This window comes from Allobosea sp. 10N428 (genome assembly GCF_056394545.1).
The window spans coordinates 403,102-423,734 of sequence record NZ_JBFTIC010000004.1; the positions used below are offsets into that span (position 1 = coordinate 403,102).

At 65.2% G+C, this 20,633-nt stretch carries 19 protein-coding genes; 5 read left to right on the forward strand and 14 right to left on the reverse strand.

The genetic code is table 11. From position 1 onward, the window contains the following. Positions 1-109: 109 nt before the first annotated feature. The 5 genes from AC1DDA_RS15915 (at position 110) to AC1DDA_RS15935 (ending at position 5,753) form a co-directional block, all read left to right on the forward strand. The gene (locus AC1DDA_RS15915) at positions 110-985 is read left to right on the forward strand and encodes an undecaprenyl-diphosphate phosphatase (RefSeq protein WP_476796473.1); all 876 of its coding nucleotides are present in this window, start codon (positions 110-112) and stop codon (positions 983-985) included. A 534-nt stretch (positions 986-1,519) separates the two neighbouring features. Next, the gene (locus AC1DDA_RS15920; RefSeq protein WP_476796474.1) at positions 1,520-1,999 is read left to right on the forward strand and encodes a TRAP transporter small permease subunit; all 480 of its coding nucleotides are present in this window, start codon (positions 1,520-1,522) and stop codon (positions 1,997-1,999) included. Next, entirely contained in the window at positions 1,996-3,417 is a 1,422-nt protein-coding gene (locus AC1DDA_RS15925) for a TRAP transporter large permease subunit (protein ID WP_476796475.1), read from the forward strand. Before AC1DDA_RS15920 ends, AC1DDA_RS15925 begins: the two co-directional genes overlap by 4 nt. A 274-nt stretch (positions 3,418-3,691) precedes the next feature. Then, entirely contained in the window at positions 3,692-4,363 is a 672-nt protein-coding gene (locus AC1DDA_RS15930) for a response regulator (RefSeq protein WP_476796476.1), read from the forward strand. Further along, entirely contained in the window at positions 4,356-5,753 is a 1,398-nt protein-coding gene (locus AC1DDA_RS15935; RefSeq protein ID WP_476796477.1) for a sensor histidine kinase, read from the forward strand. Before AC1DDA_RS15930 ends, AC1DDA_RS15935 begins: the two co-directional genes overlap by 8 nt. A 3-nt stretch (positions 5,754-5,756) precedes the next feature. Here AC1DDA_RS15935 and AC1DDA_RS15940 read toward each other — a convergent pair whose 3' ends face one another. The 14 genes from AC1DDA_RS15940 to AC1DDA_RS16005 all read right to left on the reverse strand — a co-directional run bounded on the left by AC1DDA_RS15940 (position 5,757) and on the right by AC1DDA_RS16005 (position 20,529). Continuing rightward, complete coding sequence (locus tag AC1DDA_RS15940) at positions 5,757-6,632, reverse strand: ABC transporter permease (RefSeq protein ID WP_441509795.1); 876 nt, start codon at positions 6,630-6,632, stop codon at positions 5,757-5,759. Between the two features lie 10 nt (positions 6,633-6,642). Continuing rightward, positions 6,643-7,467, reverse strand: a complete 825-nt coding sequence (locus AC1DDA_RS15945; RefSeq protein ID WP_476780842.1) for an ABC transporter ATP-binding protein — start codon at positions 7,465-7,467, stop codon at positions 6,643-6,645. Positions 7,468-7,568: 101 nt separating this feature from the next. Then, the gene (locus AC1DDA_RS15950; RefSeq protein ID WP_441509797.1) at positions 7,569-8,564 is read right to left on the reverse strand and encodes an ABC transporter substrate-binding protein; all 996 of its coding nucleotides are present in this window, start codon (positions 8,562-8,564) and stop codon (positions 7,569-7,571) included. Positions 8,565-8,866: 302 nt separating this feature from the next. Next, positions 8,867-9,370 carry a DsrE family protein gene (locus AC1DDA_RS15955; RefSeq protein WP_476796478.1) on the reverse strand — a complete coding sequence of 168 codons (504 nt, stop codon included), beginning with the start codon at positions 9,368-9,370 and terminating at the stop codon, positions 8,867-8,869. A 28-nt stretch (positions 9,371-9,398) separates the two neighbouring features. After that, complete coding sequence (locus AC1DDA_RS15960; protein WP_476796479.1) at positions 9,399-10,013, reverse strand: hypothetical protein; 615 nt, start codon at positions 10,011-10,013, stop codon at positions 9,399-9,401. Positions 10,014-10,021: 8 nt separating this feature from the next. Beyond that, positions 10,022-11,062 (reverse strand): TAXI family TRAP transporter solute-binding subunit, encoded by a 1,041-nt coding sequence (locus AC1DDA_RS15965; protein ID WP_476796480.1) that lies wholly within the window; start codon positions 11,060-11,062, stop codon positions 10,022-10,024. A 66-nt stretch (positions 11,063-11,128) separates the two neighbouring features. Beyond that, positions 11,129-12,772, reverse strand: a complete 1,644-nt coding sequence (locus AC1DDA_RS15970; RefSeq protein ID WP_476796481.1) for a hypothetical protein — start codon at positions 12,770-12,772, stop codon at positions 11,129-11,131. A 185-nt stretch (positions 12,773-12,957) separates the two neighbouring features. Next, a complete protein-coding gene (locus tag AC1DDA_RS15975) occupies positions 12,958-14,013 on the reverse strand; it encodes an amidohydrolase family protein (RefSeq protein ID WP_476796482.1) in 1,056 nt (351 codons plus the stop codon). A 61-nt stretch (positions 14,014-14,074) separates the two neighbouring features. Continuing rightward, positions 14,075-15,394, reverse strand: a complete 1,320-nt coding sequence (locus AC1DDA_RS15980; RefSeq protein WP_476796483.1) for an MFS transporter — start codon at positions 15,392-15,394, stop codon at positions 14,075-14,077. A gap of 39 nt (positions 15,395-15,433) precedes the next feature. Continuing rightward, entirely contained in the window at positions 15,434-16,807 is a 1,374-nt protein-coding gene (locus tag AC1DDA_RS15985) for an amidohydrolase family protein (RefSeq protein ID WP_476796484.1), read from the reverse strand. Positions 16,808-16,850: 43 nt separating this feature from the next. Continuing rightward, a complete protein-coding gene (locus AC1DDA_RS15990) occupies positions 16,851-17,369 on the reverse strand; it encodes a nuclear transport factor 2 family protein (RefSeq protein ID WP_476796485.1) in 519 nt (172 codons plus the stop codon). 189 nt (positions 17,370-17,558) lie between these two features. Continuing rightward, positions 17,559-17,942: a RidA family protein gene (locus AC1DDA_RS15995; protein ID WP_476796486.1), complete on the reverse strand. Its 384-nt coding sequence runs from the start codon at positions 17,940-17,942 to the stop codon at positions 17,559-17,561. Between the two features lie 508 nt (positions 17,943-18,450). Beyond that, the gene (locus tag AC1DDA_RS16000) at positions 18,451-19,356 is read right to left on the reverse strand and encodes a LysR family transcriptional regulator (protein ID WP_476796487.1); all 906 of its coding nucleotides are present in this window, start codon (positions 19,354-19,356) and stop codon (positions 18,451-18,453) included. A gap of 282 nt (positions 19,357-19,638) precedes the next feature. Continuing rightward, on the reverse strand, positions 19,639-20,529 hold the full coding sequence (locus AC1DDA_RS16005) for a tetratricopeptide repeat protein (protein ID WP_476796488.1): 891 nt from the start codon (positions 20,527-20,529) through the stop codon (positions 19,639-19,641). Positions 20,530-20,633: the final 104 nt, after the last annotated feature.

A 20,633-nucleotide genomic window follows, 5' to 3' on the forward strand; every position in this document is an offset into this window, starting at 1 on the left:
GAAGCATTAAGGGGCCGATCGCGGGCACATTCGGCATCTCGAGCCAGTCGTCCGTTCGTGGAACGGATCGTGCTTAGCGCATGGCGTTTTTCGCACGAGACCCATCACGATGGCCGCCGCCGCTTGTTCCGCCGGACTCGACACCGGATTCGCTGCCCTCGACTTCGGGCAGGTCGCCGTGCTCGGGCTGGTCCAGGGTGTCAGTGAGTTGTTGCCGATCTCCTCGACGGCCCATATGCGGGTCGTGCCGGCCCTGCTCGGCTGGCCCGATCCCGGCTCCGCCTTCTCGGCGCTCATGCAGCTGGCCGCACTGGCGGCCGTGATCAGCTATTTCAGGCGCGATGTCGGCAGCATCGCCGTCGGGGGGCTCGCGGCGCTCAGGACCCGCAAGTTCGACACGGGCCCGGGCCGGCTGGCGCTCGGCATCGTGGTCGCGACGGTCCCGATCGTCCTGGCTGGTGTCGCGCTCGCGCCCATGCTCAACCGCTGCGGCTCGCCTTTGCGTTCGCTGGAAGTGATCGGCGCGACATCGCTGGTGATGGCATTGCTACTGGCGGCGACGGAATGGTTCGCTAGCCACCGCCGCTCGGTGGAGCAGGCGCGCTGGCCGGATTTCCTGCTGGTCGGTTTGGCCCAGGTCGGAGCCCTGATCCCGGGCGTTTCTCGATCCGGCTCGACCCTCACGGCGGCGCTGGCTCTCGGCTTCAAGCGCAACGAGGCTGCGCGGTTGTCATTCCTGCTCGGCCTGCCCGCCATCGGCCTTGCCGGGCTCAAGGAAGCCTGGGAGATCGCCAAGGTCGGCATAGACGCCCATGCCGTAGCATTGCTGGCGGTCGGCCTGATCGCGGGCTCGCTGGCTTCCTTCGCCGCGATCTGGGGCTTGATGCGGTATCTGGAGCGGATGTCGAGCTGGGTCTTCGTGATCTATCGGGCCGGCATGGGCATCTTCCTGCTGTGGGCCGTCGCGACCGGATTGTTCGCCTAGATCCTGCCGCGTGAGGCAAAACGCAATCCGCAGGAGCGTCCGGATGAAGCACTTGCTTGGGAGAGGCGGGCAGCGGTTCGCGATGCTTGCGCTTTTTCTGATGTATGCGCCGGCTCTGGCCGCGCTAGCTGGCCCGGCGGCTGGCTGGCGCTTCTGCTATGCAGGCTCGGAGCAAGACCGTCATTTCTACGTTTCGCAGCCCTTTCCGACGACCGAACCTTTGGAAACTCTTGAGCGGAAATGGGTCGTCTGGTTGGGTCGGCAGGCGYTGCGATACGATACGACCGGATGTCCGCGCGGAGCCGATCCTTCCGAGGTCGAGGCCTCCGTCAAATCCGCCATTCGCTACAATGCCAGGCAAGGCCGCAGTGCGGTCGAACTCGACTGGAAGCCCGCTCCCTGAGCGCCAGGCCGTCAGCTGGCTCGTCCCGGCCTGCGAAAAGGCCGCTCGACGCGCCAGTTGCGACAGCCCTGCGCCGCAGGCCTACCGACATGACGGAAAATATTTGAAAGATGCCCTTCCGGAGCGAATCCATGCAAGTCATCGTTGACGGGCTCGATCGGGGCCTGGGTGCGATTTGTCTGGCAGCCCGATGGCTCGCCTTGCCGCTCGTCCTTCTGCTGTTCCTGCAATGGCCATTGCGCGATCTTTTCAAAGGTTGGTCGCGTGAAGCCAACGATCTCGGACAATGCGTGTTCGCCCTCTATGTCGCGGTATCGCTGACGGCAGCCACACGCTCCGGTGCCCACCTGGCGAGCGATGCTCTGGCGCATCGGCACGGGGAGAGGCTGCGGCGGGCGCTGGAGATCGGGCTCATCGTGCTTGGGCTTCTGCCCTGGTCCCTGTTCCTGCTGATCGTCGGGTGGCCGGCTTTGCTGGCCAGCCTTCGGGTCCTCGAATCGTTCCCGGATACCGGCAATCCCGGCTATTTCCTCATTCGCGCCTCGGGCTTCATTCTGGCTGCGCTCGTCTTCGCGTCCGGCTTGCTCGGTTTGCTGCGGAGGCGCGCGTGAGCCAGTGGGTCGGCCTTGCCATGCTCGGCGGCGTCGCGCTGGGCGCGATCGCGACCGGGTTGCCTGTCTGGGGTGTTCTGATTTGCCTCGCGGCGGCAGGTGCCGCCGTGTCGGCCGTGCTCGATGCTTCCAGCGTCGCGCTCTTTGCGGCGCTGCCGAGCCGTCTCGTCGGCCTGCTGGAATCCGATCTGCTGCAGGCGTTGCCGCTGTTCGTCTTCATGGGAGCGCTGCTGAACCGCTTGCCGCTCGCTCGAATTCTGTTCCGTGCGGCGCTGCGCCCCTTCGGTGGCGCACGCGGAGCGACGCTGGCGCTCGGCGCCATTCTGGGACCGATGAACGGTTCCGTCAGCGCCAATGCGATTGCCCTGACACGAGCGATCGATCCGGCACTGGCCGAACATCAGGTCCCGCCCGCCGAGAGCGTCGCATTGTTGACGGTTGCCAGCACGCTCGGCGTGCTGGTTCCGCCTTCGCTCGTCCTGATCTTGCTCGGCGATGCGATGATGACAGCTCATACGATCGCGCTCAATGCGACCGGGCGGGTAGATCGCATCGTCAACACTCAGGACGTTTTCCGCGGCGCCATGTTGCCGGCCGGGTTGTTTCTCGCGGCCTGTCTCGCCCTGACGTTTCTGCGCCGGGAACCCGGCCGGCGCCTGCCGGTGCCGACGCTGGGGGAGACTGCTCTCGCGCTCCTCACCGTCGGCTTCATCGGCGGCCTGCTCGTCGGCGTCGCGCTCGGCTATTTCTACGCGGTCGAAGCCGCGGCGATGGGCGCGGTCGGCCTGCTGGTCGCGGGAGTGTTGAGCCGTCAGCTGGATCTTGTGCGGCTCAAGGCGGTCCTCGACGACACGCTGGCGATGACCGGTGCATTGATGGCGCTGCTGGTTGCGGCGACGACTTTCACGCTCGTCTTTCGCGTGCTCGGAAGCGACCGGCTCGTCGCTGGCTGGATGGAGGCGGTGCCAGGCGGCCCTCTGGGAATTCTGGGGGCGGGTCTCGGCCTGATCTTCCTGGCGGCCTTCGTTCTCGATGCCTTCGAGATCATCTTCGTGCTGATTCCGATCCTGCTGCCGCCGATCTTGATGCGGGTCGAGGATGCGCAATGGGTCGCGGTCCTGACCCTGCTCATACTCCAGACGAGCTTCTTGCTTCCGCCTCTCGGCTATGCGCTGACGATGACCCGGGCGGCCTCGACCCGGCGTGCGCCGTTGCGGGCCGCTATGGCGTCGCTCGCTCCCTTCATCCTGGTGCAGCTATGCGTGACGGCGGCGGTCGTTTGCTGGCCGAACCTGGCGCATTTGGGGAGGACGCCTGAGCGGGCCGTTGCGGCTCCTTCCGAAGCCGACGCCACACGCCGCCTGCGCGAGATTGCGCCTCCCGCCGACCTGCTGGAGATCGGGCCGCCAAAATTTTGAAATAGAGATTGCTGTGCTGCTCCGTTTATGGAGGCGCCTGCTCCGCGCGATTGAACTGCTATGCGGCGGCGGGACGGCCGTGATCGATACGGCACTCGCTCGGTCTGAGACGAGGTCCGCTTCAGATCCTGTCTTCAGATCACCTCCCTTGGCGGCGGAAGGACCGCTGCCGTTCGGATCCCTTGCCATCGCGGCGACAATCGCGTTCCTTGAGGCATCTGACCGGCAACGGTAGGCGTCAGTCCGACGCACAGCGAAAGAGTTTGCCGAGCACGTGCGCATCCTGTTGGTCGAGGACAATCGTGAGCTTGCGGACTGGCTCTCGCGCCTGCTCCAGAAAAGCCGCTACGTCGTCGACTGCGTCCATGACGGGCTCGACGCCGATGCGGCTCTCGCGACGCACAGCTACGATCTCATTATCCTCGACATCGGCCTGCCGAACATGACCGGGCTTGAGCTGCTGCGGCGCTTCCGTCAGCGGCGCGGATTGGCGCCGGTGATCATCCTGACGGCCAACGATGCCGTATCGAGCCGGGTCGCAGGGCTCGATGCCGGCGCCGACGATTATCTCGTCAAGCCCTTCGAGCCGGATGAGCTGGAGGCACGGATTCGAGCCCAGCTCCGCAGGCGTCAGAATAGCCGCACCGCACATGTCAGCTTCGGGCCCCTGGTCCTGGAAACGGATGCGCGCCGCTTCATGCTCGGTGGTGCTCCCCTCGACCTGACGGCGCGCGAGTACAGCGTGCTTGAAGCGCTGGTTCTAGCGGGTGGTCGCATCGTCCCCAAGGCGAGCCTGATCGATACCGTTTTCGGCCTCGACGATGATGCGACCGACAATGCGCTCGAAATCTATGTTCACCGCGTTCGCAAGAAGCTCGGCGGCGGAGGGGTCTCGATCGGCACCTTGCGCGGCCTGGGCTACGCCCTGAGGCTGAAAGGTGAGTAGGAGCCTGCGCGCCGAGCTTCTGGCTTGGCTGCTGCTGCCATTGGCCGCCATCGTCGCCTTCAACGGCTGGACCCTGCGCCGGGACGCGACGCGGACGGCAGATCTGATCACCGATCGAACCCTGCTCGCTTCGGCGCGCGTCATCGCGGAGCAGGTCAAGGAGAGCGATGGGCGGGTCGAGTCGCTGATCCCGCCCTCGGCGCTGGAAATGTTCGCCTCGCCCGACCGCGAAAAGGTGATCTACCGGGTGCTATCGCCGTCCGGGGAACTCATTGCGGGTTTTCCTGATGTGGTGGAGCCGCCAGCGCCGCCCCAAGGGTTGGAGCCCGCCTATTACGAGGGCCAATTCCGCACAGAGCCCGTGCGCGCGGTCGCCCTGGCTCAACCCGTGATCTCGAAGGTGGAAGGCGGCAACGCGCTCGTCATCGTCGCGACGACCCTGCATGGCCGTGACCGGCTGGTGAACGAGATCTGGCAGAGCTCGCTGCGAGACCAGCTCGTGCTGGTCGGCATCGCCGCTCTGCTGGCCTTGCTGGGGTTGCGGCGCGGCCTGGCGCCCTTGCTCCGGCTGCGCGACGAACTGCGCAATCGCGACCCGGAATCGTTGACAGCGCTGGACCGCAATCGCGTGCAAGGCGAGCTCAGGCCGGTCATCGATGCGCTCAACCACGCTCTCGAACGCGTGCGCGTCTACATCCTTCTCCAAAGGCGCTTCGTGGCCGATGCTTCACACCAATTGCGCACGCCGCTGGCCGTTCTGAAAACGCAGGTTGCGATGGCGCGCCGCGACGACGATCCGCAGTTGCGGCACGAGGCGCTCTCAGCCATCGAGCGCGGCGTCGACAACATGGGCCGGGTCGTGAACCAGCTCCTGACCCTGGCGCGGGCGGAACCGGGCGGCGCGGCGCTGCGGAAGGAACGGCTCGATTTCGGCGCAATCGCGCGCGACGTGCTCGTAGGCCTTGGAGCCATTGCCTTCGATAAGGACATCGACCTTTCCTTCGAGGCTCCCGATGCCGCCCTGCCCATCAACGGCCACGTCACCTTGCTGCGCGAGCTAGTGACCAACCTCGTCGACAACGCCCTGCGTCACATCCCTGAAGGGGGCAGCGTCGCCGTGAGGCTGGCATCGTCAAACGCCGCGATTCTGCTCGTCGTCGAGGATAACGGCCCGGGTATTCCAGAGGCCGATCGCGAGCGGGTTTTCGAGCGGTTTCACCGCCTTGCACCCTCGACGGTCGAGGGAACCGGGCTTGGGCTCGCGATCGTGAAGGAGATCGTTGCGGCCCATGACGGCACGATCGCGCTCATGGAAACGCAGCCCCCGCCGGGGCTGCGTGTCGAAGTCAGGCTACCGATGGCCGAGGACCAGCCATCACCTTCGGTTTGAGCCTCACTGCTGATCCTGCAGCGGCTTCGGGCGCCAGGTCGCGAGCCGGCCCTCGACCCAGGTCATCAGATACTCGGCTACGAGCGCCACGATCATGATCACCACGATCGCCGCATACATGCCGGCGGAGTCGAAGGTGCCCTTGGCGATGTTGATGAGCAGGCCGATGCCGTGGCGCGAGCCGACGAATTCGCCGACGATCGCGCCGATGATGGCGAAGCCGAAGCTCACATGCAGCGAGGCGAAGATCCAGCTCATCGCCGAGGGAATCACCACCGAGCGGGTAAGCTGCCAGCCGCGGGCGCCGAGGATCTGGGCGTTGGCCATCAGGTTCCGGTCGGCCTCGCGCACGCCCTGGAAGGCGTTGGCGAAGACGACGAAAAAGACCATGACGAAGGCGAGCGCCACTTTCGAGCCGATGCCCAGCCCGAAGATCATGATGAAGATCGGCGCCAGCACCACGCGCGGGATCGAGTTGAACACCTTGATGTAGATCGAGAAGATGTCCGCCAGCATCTGGTTGCGGCCAAGCGCGATGCCGACGACGATGCCCGCGACGGAGCCGAAGACGAAGCCCAACGTCGCCTCTTCCATCGTCACATAGAGGTGCAGCCAGAGGGAGCCTTCCGAAGTGCCCTCGATCGTCCATTCGACGAGCCTGCTCCAGATCGCGCTGGGGCTCGAAAAGAAGAACTCGTCGATGATGCCGGTTCGGGCCCCGAGCTCCCAGCCGCCGAGGATGGCGAGCAGGATGGCCCAGCGCCAGAACAGCACCTTGTGACGGCGATGGCGGGCAGCCTTGGCCGCGGCGGCCTCGATTTCGGCGTCGGACGTTCCGGGGCGAAAGCCGGTAGAAGTGGTGAGAACTGCGTCGGTCATGGCGCCCTCCTCAGGCTGCGCGGGCTTCGTCGCGGGCAGCGCCGCGCTCGACTTCGGCGCGAAGATCGTCCCAGATCCGGCGGGACAGCGCGATGAAATCGTCCTGGTAGCGGATCTCGCTCACAATGCGCGGCCGCGGCAGCTCGACGGGGTAGATCGCCTTCACCGTGCCGGGACCGGAGGTCAGCACATAGACCTTGTCGGCGAGCGCGATGGCCTCCTCGAGGTCGTGGGTGACGAAGATCACCGAGGCCTTGGCCTCCGACCAGAGGTTGAGCAACACCTCGTGCATGACCACGCGCGTCTGCACGTCGAGCGCCGAAAACGGCTCGTCCATCAGCAGCACTTGCGGTTCGTTGATGAAGGTCTGCGCCAACGAGACGCGCTTCCTCATGCCGCCGGAGAGCTGGTGCGGATACTTGGTCTCATGGCCGCTCAGATGCACGCGGGCGAGCCACTCACGCGCCTTGGCGTAGGCTTCGTCGCGCGGCTTGCCGCGGAAAAGCGGGCCGGCGACGACATTGTCGATGACGCTGCGCCAGGGAAACAGCGCGTCCGTCTGGAAGGCGAAGCCGATACGCGGGTCGATATCGGTGACCGGCTGGCCGAACAGCCGGACTTCGCCGCTCGATGGCCGCGCGAGGCCGGTGACCAGGTTGAGCGTCGTGGATTTGCCGCAGCCCGTGGGGCCAACGACGGCGACGAATTCGCCGCGCGCCACGCTCATGTTGAAGTCCCGGATCGCGGTCATCGACTTGCCATCCGGCGTGATGAAGCGGCGCGAGACGTTGATGAGCTCGATGACCGGGCTATTGGCCGTGTCGGTTGCAGGCATGAGGCCTCCTTCGCCGCGAGGCGGCGTCGCTCGATTGCGATCGATCAGAGGGGGCGGCGGAGATGCGGCCGGCCTGTTCCGGCCGCCCTCCGCGCCGAAGCTTACTTGGCAGCCTTCACGAACTCGGTCGTATAGGTCTTCGACAGGTCGATCTGCTTGCCCTTGATGTTCTTCGAGAAGCCGGAAAGCACTGCGAGAACGGTCTCGGGGCCGCCCTGCGGCATCACGCCGTCAGCGGTAAACATCGCCTTGCCGTCGGCGAGCGCCTTCACATAGCCGTCCTTGTCACCGACATAATAGTCCTTCGGCATCTTGTCGGCGATATCCGCGGCGCTGTGGGTGTTGATGTATTTCAGCGTCTTGACGAAGGCGTTCGCCAGCTTCTGGACGATCGGCTTGTTTTTCTCCACCCAGGCGGTCGGCATGTAGAGCGAAGCGGCAGGATAGGTGCCGCCGAGCGCCGCCTTGGTTTGCTCGATCGTGCGCATGTCCACGAGAATGCGCGCCTCACCAGTCTTCAGCAGGCGCGAGATCGTGGGCTCGGTGGTCATGCCAGCCTGGATCTTGTCCTGCTGCATGGCGGCGATGAAGGTGGCGCCCGCGCCGACCGGCAACGAGGTGAAGTCGCTGAGCTGCACGCCGGACTTAACCATCAGATATTGGGTCAGGAAATTGGTCGAGGAGCCGAGGCCGGTGACGCCGAGGGTCTTGCCCTTGAGGTCGGCCATCGACTTGACGTCGGGGTATTTCGACGAAACCAGCTCGACCTCGCCCGGGGCCTGGCTGAACTGGACCACCGACTGAACGAACTTGCCCTTGGCCTGCAGATCGACGCAGTGATCGTAGAAGCCGACGACCCCCTGGACCACGCCGGCGAGCATTTCGTTCTCGGCATCGACACCGGCGGCTTCATTGAGAAGCTCGACATCGAGACCTTCATCCTTGAAGTAGCCCAGGCTCTCGGCAAGCTTCGCGGGCAGGTAGATCTGCTTCTCGTAGCCACCGACCATGATGGTGACCTTGTCGGCGGCGAAAGCCGAGGTGGCGGCGAAGAGCGAGACGATGGCGATAGAACGAATGGCAGCGCGCATGCGCATGGCGAGGCTCCTTGTCTGGTTTCCTACCCGGTTCGCCCCACTTTATGAGGAGGCTTGTCGCCGGGTTATCGGCCAGTAGCCCGCCAACCTTTCGCCAACCTTTCGACCGAGGGTTCAGCGTTCGCTCCAGAGCATGGCTGTCGAATCTCTCCGCTTCCCTCCATTCGGAACACGCCGGCCTAATCCTCCTCGATATCGGCTTCGCCACCGACTCGCTTGGAAATTCGCAGATCTCATCCATCGGATCGACCGCATCGCGACACGAAACAACGCAAATCTACGATCGATTTCAATGACGGATGTCACGGCCTGACATAGGTCCAGCCTCGCTCCTGCAACTCCATCACGCGCACCACGCCAGATTTTACCAGCGACGCCTCGGGCACGAGAGCAATTTCCTTGTTCTCAGCCTTGGCCATATTCTCCTGCGTATTGCCGCAGGCCTTGAAGGAAATTGCCGGGGTGCTCGCCGCGATCGCCTTGATCCGTGCCTTGACCGGGGAGGTGTCATCGCGAAGCATGTGCAAGCCTGGGCCGAAAGTGACAATCTCGATTTCTACCGGCTCTCCAAGATCCTTGTAGTATTGCGCAACATTCGTCGCGTTGTTGAGCGCCAGGTTCATCGTTGCAGGCTCGTTGGAGTTGACCTGCAGGATAAGGCGGTGCGTTTTTGTTTCCGACGCGTTTCGCTTTGATGCCTGCGCAGTGGCCTGCTTCCTTTCCTGCGCCACTGACGGCGGCATGGCGATCAGGAGCGCAGTGACGCCGGCCAGTGCAGCCCGCGCGATTTTCACATAGCCAGTCATCACTGCTTCTCCCTTGTCGGTTCGAGGATTATCGACTGTTTGGCCTGGCAACGACGTTCGGCCACTTGCACGCTGCGGCGACCTTGGCTCGCACGACCTTCAGCCCGGCCAGCGCAAACTGCCCCTCATAGGTGCCGGCTCGGGCCACGAGGCGGATATTGAGGCCGCCTTCGTCGGGCAAGGAATACAACAGATGCACGACATCGGCCCTGAATGCGGTGCCGGAACCGAATGACGAAGCCCCGGCTGCGACCTGCAATGGCTGAGCGCCGTTGATGCGGTAGATGATGATGCCGTCAGCGCTGCCGCCGGCCACGGCCGGCCCTGAAACCGCCAATTCGGTTCGGCCGCCACGGCAATAGATGGACAGCCGCGTCAACGCGCCTTCTGATCCGCCGCTCGCAAGCGTCGTCGCGGTGACGATGGGAGCATAGTCGATCGGCGAGGTGGTCTCGCTGACGATCCAGTTGTCTTCGCCAGGCGCCGGGCGATCGGTCGGCGCGATGCTACGCGACAGCTTGTCGAGGCACTCCAGCCGCGCAGCGGGCTCCAGCACGGCGCAAGCGCGAAGATGCGCCACCGGATCGACCGCATCCTGCGCCAGCGCGGCTCCGCAAGCGATCTCGAAGACGATGGACAGCATGGCCGCCTTCATCGCAGAGCCCGCGGTGCTCGCGTTTGGCGGTCCAACCACTCCTGGGCGGCCGGAAAGCGGTCGAGGCCCGGGACGGTCGCGGCCAGGTTGATCGACTTCCATTTCGCGTCGAAGCCGGGACCCTGAAGCCTGTCGATGCGGGAGAACAGCACATCCACAAAACGGGCTACGCGCTGATAGCGGTTCGTTTGCGCCGCCCAGTTGAACGCGACGAGCGCGGTCGGCACCGCAATCGTCTGTACGCGCTCTCCCGGCTTGATCAGCCCCGGATACTCGCCCGCCTCCAGCACGGCCGGAAGATAGTAATCCTCGAACTTGCTGTCGTATTTGACCGGAAGGAACTTGAAGCCGGGTTCGAAGCGCCCGCGCACGAATGCGTCGACCGGCTTCGAGGTGATGAAAACGACCCCGGCCATCTCACCTTTGCGCATCTGCTCGAGCGCCACCTGATGAGGGATGAACGTCTTGTCGACGTTGATGCCGAGCCGGCTGAAGATCAGCGGCCCCGAATAGGCGGCAGCGGTGCCCTGCGTGTTGAAGTTCACCTTCTTCCCGGCGAGATCCTCCAGGCTCTGGATCTCCGGCCGAACGAAGATATGCAGCTCCGACGGGAAGAGGTTGAGGACATAGGTGATCCGACGCCGGATCTGGGGCAGCTGCGCCTTGTATTCGTCCAGAGCGTCGGAATTGATGATGGCCGTATCGACGCCGCGCAGGTAGAGCAACGAGTTCAGGTTCTCGGTGGCGCCCCGCGTAACGATCGGCAGGAGAAGCAAATTCGGCCCGTCATCGACGACGCGCGCCATCTCCGCCGCGAGACGAAGGGGCGCTCCTTCAATCAAACCGCCGGCAAGACCGACGGTCCAGGCGTTCATCTTGTCCTGTTCCGTCGCCTGCGCCGGGATGCGACGCGACGAGGGAGTGGCCTGGGCCTCGACCTTGGCTGTCTGCGCGAACAAATCAGCCGGCTGAAGCCCCGGCATGAGCGCTATCAAGGCAGTCAGCAGGAGCAGGCTTCGTCTGGCAAACCTCGTCATCCTCGAACTCCCTCGCGAGCGCACTAATCGGACGATGAACCGAAGACGCATGGCCTGGCAGGCGCATCATCGGCTCAAAGTCTCGAACCTCTCCTTCGCCTCCCGAATGCCGCCCGCATGCGCCTTCGCGTAGAGCTCGCGCGCCCTCGCCACCTCGCCCTGCGTTCCAAACGTTTTCCAGGTCGAGAGAACGTTGGGGTCGTATGTCTCGGCCAGCATGAAGACCGCGCGCGGACTGCCCATCTCCGCAGCACGCTCAAGCACGATCCGCGCTGCTCCGATGTCGCCTTGGCCGAGCAGCGCGGCAGCGCGCGCAATCATCCTCGCCGCCTCGCTGCCGCCCGGCACGTCCGGGGCAGCGGGCGACGCGATGGCCGTGCCGGTGGCAGATGCGACCTGCCGGGCAACGGGACTGCCTGTCGTCGTTTCCGGCTGAATGCGCGCGGCAGCCGCGCTTCGCGCGGCATCAAGATCAGCGGCCCCGGCTGCCGCCTTGTCGCGCTCCTGGCTGAGCGCCTGTTGAAGCGCCGCCACGTCTTTCTCATAGGCTCGCCTGCGGAGTTCCGTCTGTTCGCCGATCAGCCGGAACTGCACGGCCAGCTTTTGGTTCACCTGCTGCGCCGTTGCCAGCTCGCTCGCCATGGCGCCATTCTTGGCTCGCTCTTCGTCGAGCGCCTGACGGAGCTGCGCCGTGTTAGCCGTCAGTTCCTGCCGCGCAGCCGCCGCATCCGCGAGGGCAGCAGCCATTTGCTGGCGTTGCTGTTCGAGTGATTGCGCGGCGTTGGCGGTGTCCGCTTGCTTGAGCGGCGCCGTGTCGGGGTCGGCTTGGTGCGATTGCGCCGTCTGCGCCTCGATCTCACGCCGCGCCATCGCCAGCTCGCTCGCCAATGCGGCGCTGTGGGCGCGCTCCTCGTCGAGGGCCCGGAGGTGCTGCGCGGTGCTTGCGAGCAACTCCTGCCGCGCAGCCGCCGCGTGGTCCGCCAGGATCGCGGCCCGCTCGCGCTCCTGCTTCAGCACCTGCTCGGCCGCCGGCCCCGCTTGCAACTGCGCTTCCAAGCGCTCGATGGTACGCCGAGCTCGATCCAGCTCCTGCGCCAGGGCCGCCTCTCGCGCCAGACCTTCCGGCGGGTTCCGGCCCGTTGGTTGCTGCTCATCCGGCCCGGGCGCCGCCGCAGCTCGTTGCTCCCGCATAGTCGGCGTCTCCGACGCGGGCGGGCCGGGCTGCCTGTCGACGGTTCGGAGGACTTCAGGGACGGCGGTCTTCGAGTCCCTGCTCGGCAAGCCCGCATCCTGAGCGACCACGCCATCGCCCGCAGGCGGCTCGGCAGCGACTTGCTTTACACAGCACAGCAGCAGCGTCGCCGCAGCGATGACAGTGACGACGGGCGTAAAGAAGCCTCGCCACATCCGCTTTACGGCAGGATCAGCGGCAACCGATCCTGCGCCGTGTGGCTGGAAATGAGCTCCGCGGGCAACCGGATGCCTATGCGTCCGCGTGAGCCCGATAGGGCCGTCGTCCTTCCCGTCGGCCCAATCGCCCGCTTCCGGCGACCTGCCGCCGACGTCGCAAACAGCACTTGCATCGTCCTCGATGACGACGCACTGCCCGTCTTTCGGTGCGGTCTCGATCCCGTGGCGCATGTAAAGGACGCCTGCATTGACGGCGTTATCGAACCATAACTTCTCCGCTTTGCCTGAGAAAAAGCCCAAATCTCCTCATGGCAAGTATCCGGCACAGTATCGCGAATTGCCACGCCACGCCACACCGACTTCGCGGCCTGTCGACGTCTTGCAAGGGCCTAACCCTATGAAACGGCTCCGGCAGCGACTGATGGGGCGGATGACCGCGTGGATATCTTCCCGCCAGAGGGACTGCCGGTGCCGGATGGCGATCATCATGCCCTTTTGAGCAGCCGAAGCGCATTCTCGCGCTCGATCTGCGTGAGGTCGGCAGGGGACAGTAGGCTGATCTTCTGGAGCCCGTCGGCGACGACCTTGCCGGAGAGATAGGGAAAGTCGCTGCCGAAGAAGAGCTGCTGGCTCGGCACGAGCTGGAGAAGCGCCGCGACCGAAATCGGGTTCGCCATCGACACGACGTCGTAGTTGAGGCGCTTCAGCTCATAGAGCATGCCCTTCGGCAATTTCTCCGGCAGTCCCGGCGTGAAGAACATCGCCGCGTTCAGGCGCCCGGCCAGGAAGGGCAGCGTTCCCCCGCCTTGCGCGAAGATGAAGTTGATGTCCGGGCAGCGTGTCAGCGTTCCGCTGAACAGCAGGCTGGTGATGCAGCGCGTCGTGTCCGTCGGGAACTCGATCAGCGCCGAGGATACGCCTTCCTGCAGATTGCTGCAGCAATCCGGCGCCAGCGGATGGACGAAGACCGTCGCCTTGCGCCGGTTCAACTCGTCGAAGACCGGCGCGAAGGCAGGGTCTCCCGGCCAGCGCGTGCCATAGCTCGTCAGGATGCCGATGCCGTCGAGCTTCAGCACGTCGAGCGCATATGCGATGGCTTTCAGGCTGCCCTCGACATCCGGCAGCGGGATCGGCGCGAACATGCCGAAGCGGCCCGGATATTTCTGGATCATCTCCGCCCCGTAGTCTACGCAGGCCCTGGCGAGCCGCCGGCCCTGCTCGACATCCCCGAAGAAGATGCCCGGCGCCGCCACCGAGACGATCGCCTGGTCGACCCGGCTGCGCTCCATCTCGTCGAGCGAGCGCTGAGGCGTCCAGCCGATCATGGTCTCGGTCGGCAAGCCCTGAGCCTGGGCGATGATCCGCTCGCGCACCTCATCGAGGTATTTTGGCGGGAAGATGTGGTGATGAGTATCGATCCGGAAGCGGCCTTCCGGCTGCACCTGCGCGAGTCCGGTGCCCGCTGTCGCCGTCGCCGCGAATGCTGCGACGCTTCCGAGCAGCATGGCACGGCGGGACATGGTTTCGTCAGAGGTGGTCATTTCGGAATTCCCCTTTTTGGTATTGTTGTCGTTGCCGGTCGAAACCGGCGCCTGCTCATGGTCAGGCAGGAGCGCCGTTGGGCTCGCCCAGCCCCTCATGCTGCCGCGGGGTGTGGGCCTTGCCGGGCAGGCAGCAGACGCCGATGAGCCCGATCAGCCCGACGAGGATGACGTAATAGGCCGCTGCCGCCTTGTCGCCGGACGTGGCGACGGCGTAGCTCACCATCAGCGGCGCGGCCCCGCCGAAGATGCTGTTGGAGACGTTGAAGTTGAAACCCAGGATCGAGGCCCGGATGCGCGGCTCGAACAGCGCGGCGTTCATGACGATTCCCAGCCCGACGATCACGCTGCCGGGAATCGCCAGCGCCACCTGCAGGGCCACAAGTCCCCAGAGCGTCGGCGCCTGGATGATCCAGGCATAAAGCGGGTAGGCGATCAGCAGGATCGCGACCGTGGCGATACCGTAGAGCAGGCGCGGCGAGGCGCCGCGATCGACGCGGCCTGCCCAGAAGATCGCACCGGCGGCCGAGAGGAGGCCCGCCACCAGCGTGCTGACGAAGGGCGCGTTCAGGCCGAGATTGAGCTCGCGGACCGCGAAGGTCGGCATGTAGATGAACATGATGTAGAAATTGCCGCCGCCGAAGGCGAGCAGGGCGAAGGACGCCAGGAAGGCGCGGCGCTGCTTCGTCCAGATCTGGCGGATGTCGTCCGACCAGGACGTCCTGGCAACACTCGCAACGTCGAGCGTCTCATCGACATGGCGCCGGATGTAATAACCGACGGGGGCGATCAGCAGCCCGAAGATGAAGGGCAGCCTCCAGCCCCAATCGCCCATCTGCTGAGGCGTCAGCGTGTTGAACAGCAGGAAGCCGACAAGGCCGGCGAAGACGACGGCGAGCAGCGTGCTCGCCATCTGCCAGGCGACGAAAGTGGCCTTGCGGTTCGGCGGCGCCGATTCCGCCAGGAGCGAGACCGCGCTGCCATATTCGCCGGAGGCGGCGAAGCCCTGCATGAGGCGGGCCGTCAGCACGATCACCGGGGCGAGCAGACCGACGGTGGCATAGGTCGGCGCGAAGCCGATCATGGCGGTGGCCAGCGCCATGATCCAGATGGTGATCGTCAGGGCGCTGCGGCGGCCTTTCCGGTCGGCGTAGTAGCCCATCACAAGAGCGCCGACCGGCCGCATTACGAAGCCGACGGCGAAGGTCGCGAGCGTCAGCATCAGGGCGACGTTCGGATCATCGGCGGGAAAGAACAGCCGCGACAGGATCACGGCCAGATAGCCGTAGATGATGAAATCGAACCACTCCAGGGCGTTTCCCAGCGCGGCTGCGACGACGACGCGAACCGACGACCGTTGCGATTGCGTACGCACCGACATCTCAATCTCTCCCGTGATGAAATCGAGCTTTTGCTCTTGTTATGCGGCCATCGGCACATAGCCGGATTCCCGGATGATCCGGGCGGCGGAGGCTTCCAGCTCCCCGGCCTTGCGGCGCAGCAGGGCCGCATCATAGCCGAGCACGCCGCCGCGCTTGAGGACCTGCCCGTCGACGATGACGGTATCGACATTATGCGCGCAGCCCTGCTGCACGATCGTCCCGACCGGGTCGTGCACCGGAAACAGGTTGAAATCCGTGGCCTTGAGCAGGATCACATCCGCCTTCTTGCCGGGCGTGAGGCTCCCGATCAGATGCTCTAGCCGCATCGCCCTGGCGCCGCCGATCGTCGCCCATTCGAGGGCGGTGCGCGAGGGCACTGGCAATTGCGTCAAAGGCGGCAGCCCCTGTGCATAGTTGGTGCGATGTTCGAGCGCCCGCTGGTAGAGCATGGCGAAGCGCATCTCGTTGAACATGTCGCTGTTCGCTGCCGGAATGCTGTCGACTCCGAGTGAGGGCAGCGCGCCGAGGGCACGAATGCGTCCGGTCACCGGATCGGCAGGGTGGACATGCAATTCGATCATCGACGTCACCGTGAAGGATGCGCCGGAATCGACGATCAATTTGAGCTGCTCGTCGTCGATGTAGTTGCCGTGGACCACGTTGTGGTTCTCGTCGAGCAAGCCCTGCCGTTCCGGGATCCGGTATCCTTCCGGCGAGACCTGATCGGCGCGACGGCGCGCGGCATGCGAGCTCGACAGGAGGCCAAGCTCGCGCACCAGCCTGAAATCCTGCTCGACCACCTCGGGAACCGAGAATTGCGGGCCGAGGATCGCCGCCGCCAGGGTGACGCGGCGGTCGTCGGAGGAGAAGCGCTCGCGCCGCAGCCTTACCAGCCGCTCGCGCGGATGGGGCTCATGGGTGAATGGGATGTCGGACACCGTCTTGAGCGGTTTGGCAGTACCGTGGCCGAAGACGGCCCTGAGTCCGCTCTCTTCCAGCGCGTCGACCGAATGCTCGGCATGCTCGAACGAGGTGATGTTGTGGCACCAGTCGAAGAGCGTGGTGACGCCGGCATTGAGCTGCTCGAGGGCGCCGACCAGTGTGCCGATATAATTGTCCTCGGGCCGGAAGCGGGTGGCCATGTTGCCATGCATGATCCGGTGGTAGTCCGGGCCGGTCCAGTCCGCACCGATCGAGCGCAGACCCGTCTGCCAGGTGTGGAGATGGGCGTTGACGAGGCCGGGCATCACGATCATGCCGCTGGCGTCAATCACCTCGTCGGCATCGGCTGCGAGCCCCGGCGCCACCGCGGCGATGCGATCGTCCTCCAGCAGAACGTCCGCGATGGCGAAATCGCCGATGGCCCGATCCATCGTGACGACCTGTCCGTTCCTGATCAGCTTCCTGCCCATGATGGCGCTCCGTAAATCCTCGAGATCGAAGTGCAGCGCCCGGCTATTCGCCGAAATGGGCGTAGGACGGATCCTGCCGTCCGATCGCGCCGGCATTGGCGTATTCGGTCGTGGCGGCGAGTTCCGCGGCCGTGAGGATCCTGACCTGGCGGTAGTCGCGGATGGTGCGGCGATGCGCCAGCGACCAGCGCCCGCCATCGCAGCGCCAGCGGTCGAGATAACGAGTGTGGACAGTGCGTTCCTCGATGTCGCCATCGTCACGCTTGACGATCAGATGCGCGGTCGCCGAGGTCTCGCTGACAGCCCCCTCGCCCTTCAGCGCGACGAGGATGTTGCTCATGATGTGCCGGTTGTAGAGCATGCTCGTATGCGCCTTCATCAGGAAGGCGACATAGTCGGCCCAGCTTCCGGAGAAGAGCGGCGGGAAATCCACGGTCGCGGTTTCATGCGCCATCGAGAGCAGGAGTTCGCGATCGAGCCGGTCGAGCCCGCGCGGATAGGTGTGGATCAGCCGGTTGATCTCGGCCTTGCACATCAGTTCGTGGACGGCGTCATGCCCCATTTTGGGTCTCCTGCCGGCCGCCTATCGAACGGCCGATGCGTGATGGATCAGAGGACCGTCGTCGCGGCCGGAACGACGGCTTGCCGGGCGGCGTGAATGCAGGCCGGCAGAGGCCGGCAAGGCGCCTGCCGCCAAGAGGAGGCCGGTGGGCGACGACAAGCTGAGCCCTCGCCCACCGGCGTGAGGCGGCTACTTCTCGTCGCCGACCACCGCGACGCACTGGACCTCGATCAGGAAGCCGGGAACAGCCAGGGCCGACACGGTGATCTGCGCGCTAGCCGGAGGATTCTTCGGGAACACTTCCTTGCGAACCGCTTGGAACTGGGCGCCGTTGCGCGCATCGGTGAGGTAGACCGTCATCGTGACGACATCCTCGAGCTTGCCACCCGCTTTTGCGAGCTGGCGCTCGATCTCGCGGAAGATGAAGCGGGTCTGGCCCTCGACATCACCGGCCAGGGCCTTGCCCTGCTCGTCCTGCAGCGTGGTCACGCCCGCCAGCCAGACCTGCTTGCCGCCATGCGTGACGACGCCGGGGGAATAGCTTCTTCCGGCAAATTCCTTGGGGAGCGGCAAATACTCCCGTGCATAGACGCCGCAGCAAGCAGAGATGGCGGCCGCAAATGCCAGGACTACGGATGCAGGCCTGACGTGTTCCCGAAATTTCATCTTCTTCACCCTCGGCGTTGTTTTTAGGACCCAGTAGAAGAGCCGACATCGTTCCAGAACAGCGGATAGAGACCGGCCCATGCCCGGTCTCGGCCGCTCCGAATCTTTATTCTTGGGGGCATTATGCTCAGCGGCCGGCCGCCAGGGGAAATACTGATTTCAGCTCAATGCATCGGCTTCCACGATCAATCGCCGGATGGGATGGAGCTCTGGCGATCGCGGGCATACGGCTCTGCGTTACCGACCCACGCCTGTCGTGCGCCGGCCTGGAGCCGGCTCGGGGCGCCTCATCCCGCGCGGACGTGACGCCATCCCGCCCCCCGCGGCTCAACCCATGCCGGTCCCGGAGTGGCATTCCATGTCGGGTTCCCGGGTGCGAACGCGCCTTGACGGCCTGCGGCATGCCGGCGGCGCCTCAGGACTGGTCGATCAGGGCTTTGCCTTGCTCCCTGACGACATCGATGAAGGCCTCGACCGCCGGCGACGGTGCCCGTTCCTTCGACATCACAATCGAGACCGTATGAAAGGCCTCGGGCCGCACCAGCGGGCGAAGCACGAGATCATAGGCGCTTGCCAACGTCGCCGCCCAGGACGGCCAGGTCGCCACGCCCATCTGGGCCGCTACGAGGCCGAGCGTCGTGGTCATGTTCCTGACCTCGAAGGCCGGGCGAATCTCGACTCCGGCAAGCGCGAGATAGCGATCGATGCGCCGGCGCGCCGCGTTGTCCGGGTTGACAGAGATGAAGTCGTGATCGGCCAATTGCCGCCATTCGACCTCCTGCTCCGCCGCCAGAGGGTGATTGCGGGGGCACATCAGCATCAGGCGCTCGCTGAAGGCGGAGATGGCGGTCAAACCGTCATCCATCGTGTCGAAAACGCCAATGCCGCAGTCGAACAGGCCGCCGGCCACCCGGGACGACAGCAATTCGGGCGAAATCTCCTCGATGGCGACGCTGATCCCCGGATAGAGGTTGCGGAAGCTCGCGATGATCTTCGGAAGCAGCGCAGCCGCCGCCAGCGGAGAGGCAGCGAGGCTCAACCGCCCCTTCTTGCGAGCAGCAAGTTCGCGGGTCGCAGTGAAGCCGTTCTCAAGCTCCATGAGCATCCGTTCCGCGAAGGGAGCGAATTCGCGGCCGGCCTCGGTAATCTCGACCTTGCGGGTGGTGCGATCCAGGAGACGCGTCCCGAGTTCGGCCTCCAATTCGCGGATCAGCACGGAAAGCGACGATTGCGTCGTATTCAGCCGATCGCTGGCGCGCGTGAAGCTGTTTAGCCTGGCAATCTCGAGAAACGCCCTGATCTGCTTCAGCGTGATGTTCATGGGCATTCGGTGGGGGCGTCGTTCAGCCAGCTTCCCACATGGGCATCGGGTCCACAAGCCGCCCCCGCCCCTGCGAACGCTGTTCGTCGGCGTCGCCTGGCGCATCTGCGCGTATCGCCGTCGATAGAGCCAGATGACGGCAGCCTGGCGAACTGGCTTCGGCAGTCGGCCTGAATGCCTGCTTTGCCGGGACGCCAATGCCCGCTTCCGGCCAGCCGGGACAATGCACGACGCTTGCCGATACGGCCGAGGGGAACCGGGGGAAGCTTCTTCAGCTCGGTCTCAGCTACGGCGATCCGTATCGGCCGAGCCATCGGGCGCCCGGGCCAGCGGAGGCTTGGCGGCGGGTTGCTGCTTGCCCTTCGCGCCCTTGAGCAGGTCCCAGCTGTTCTGCTGGCTGACGCTGCGCTTGAGATAGGCGATCGTCGCGGCGGCTTCCGCCGGACTCTGGTCGCGCCGGGCCATGGCTTCGGCTTCGGCAAAGCGGCCCTGAAGCCCGAGCACGAGCACGAGGTTCTGACGCACGCGCGCATCGGCGCCCTGCGAGGCCGCCGCCTCGGCGAGAACGCGCTCCGCTTCCGGCAGATGTCGGGACAAGGCGAGCGACAGGCCGTAATTGGACATGACCGTCGGCTCGCCCGGGGCGAGCTTCAAAGCCGCCTGATAGATCTGCTGGGCCCTCTCATGATCCCCCAACTGGTCGGCGACCGTGCCCTGCGCCGAGAGAATGCGCCAATCCGGCCGCTCCGGCGAATGGGCACGCGAGAGCACGTCGTCCGCTTCCCGAAACCGCCCGTTATCGGCCAGCGAGCGGCCATAGGCGCCCAGCAACTCGCGATCGTCCTGGAAAGTCAGGACGGCGCTCTGGAGCACGGCCAGCGCCTGCGCATTCTGATCGAGAGCCCGGAGCGCCCGGGCATAGGCGAAGGCGGCGTTGCGATCCTTCGGATTGGCTTCATAGCGTTTCGCCCAGTTCTCGCGCTCGACCTGCCATTCGGCCGCGGTGCGTGGCTGCGCCGCCGGGCTGCGGGAGATGGACCCCGTGACATCCCCGAGGCCGCCACGGCTCTGGCAACCCGCCAGGGCCAGCGCCCCGAGGCAGACCGCGATCGTCAATCCAAGTCGGCGAGCACGGAAGGCCGGCAGGTCGGAGGCGAGCTTCGTTCGAATCATGGGCCGGATCGCCTCGCGACAACGTCGTCTGACTGGGTTCCTCTGGTGGTTCGGTGATAAAACGTTAACCCTAATGTATCCTTAATTCCGGCAGCCGCCGCTGT